This window comes from Candidatus Saccharimonadia bacterium, from assembly GCA_035544015.1.
Taxonomy (GTDB): domain Bacteria; phylum Patescibacteriota; class Saccharimonadia; order UBA4664; family UBA4664; genus UBA5169.
Map to the genome: position 1 here is coordinate 1 of DATKIP010000111.1, position 1,269 is coordinate 1,269.

Below are 1,269 nucleotides of genomic sequence, written 5' to 3' on the forward strand. Positions count from 1 at the left end.
TTCCAGGACGTGACCGCCTCAGCCCCGCACGCGCGGGGAACACTTCCTGTTGACCGTCGTCATCGGGGAACACGCGATGGCTTTCAAGCTGCATCTGTCGGCATACGCCTCAGCCCCGCACGCGCGGGGAACACCGCTTGAACGTGCGGTAGACGCTAAGTGTCCGTCTTGAAACTTGTTGAATCGTGTGAATCGTTTGTGTTCCAAGGAAGGCGGTCTGATTCGAGGAGAGACCGCAGATGTGGACGCATGAGAACCGAGCTAAATACAATCGCGATCACCTGAGATACCCGAGCGACCTGACGGACGACGAGTGGACGCTTGTCGAGCCGTTCATTCCGCCAGCGAGACGCGGTGGCGGCAAGCGGCAAACCGACATGCGCACGGTCATGAACGGGGTCATGTATATCCTGAGCACAGGCTGCCAGTGGCGCTACCTTCCGAAGGATTTTCCGCCGCGCAGCACAGTCCACAACTATTTCATCTGGTGGCAGTGCGACGGCGTACTGGATCGCATCCATCACGCGCTCTACGTTGAATGCCGTGAGAAGGCGCAACGAGAAGGAAGCCCCACCGCTTGCATCATCGATAGTCAGAGCGTGAAGAGCGCCGAAAAAGGGGGGCCTGCATCGATCCACATGGCTATGATGCGGGCAAGAAGATCAAGGGCAAGAAGCGCCATATTCTCGTAGACACGATGGGCCTGTTGCTGCACGCTATTGTTCATTCCGCAGGTATTCAGGATCGCGATGGCGGAATCTCTCTGCTGGCGACGCTGTTCGGTCAGTTCCCATTTCTCGAAAAGCTCTTTGCCGACAGCGCCTATCAAGGGCCGATTTTTGGTGGCGCGCTCGCCAGAATCCTGCCTTGCCTTGAAACCGAAATCGTCAAACGCCCCGATCAAGCGAAAGGGTTTGTTCAGTTACCCAAACGTTGGATCGTCGAACGCACGATAGCATGGCTCAACCGTTGCCGTCGCCTCGCCAAGGACTGGGAAAATCTCAACCGAAACGCCCTTGCGTTTTTGAAACTCGCATCCATCCGCCTCATGTTGCGAAAGCTCTGTAATCCTTGCTGAAGTTTAGAGACGGACTCTAAGAGTCCCCGGTCCTAGCGCGCATTTCTCACATTTCTGATCGTTCTGACGATCAGAAGGCGGGATCTTGAGCGAAGGCATGGTGCTTTCGTGGCGCGGCCAGCGCTATTGAAAGTCACATTTTCCTGATCTGCGTGGGCCAGTTGGTTGTGCCGTGCATTCGGCGCCGCGGC

At 56.7% G+C, this 1,269-nt stretch carries 1 protein-coding gene; it reads left to right on the forward strand.

Annotated features, from left to right (window positions below; translation table 11 throughout):
* The first annotated feature begins 239 nt into the window (after window positions 1–239).
* Window positions 240–1,078 (forward strand): IS5 family transposase gene (locus VMT30_09105; GenBank protein HVQ45087.1). Its coding sequence is split into 2 segments (ribosomal slippage): window positions 240–624 and window positions 624–1,078, totalling 840 coding nucleotides; the frame shifts between segments, so codons are not numbered across the junction.
* Window positions 1,079–1,269 lie beyond the last annotated feature (191 nt).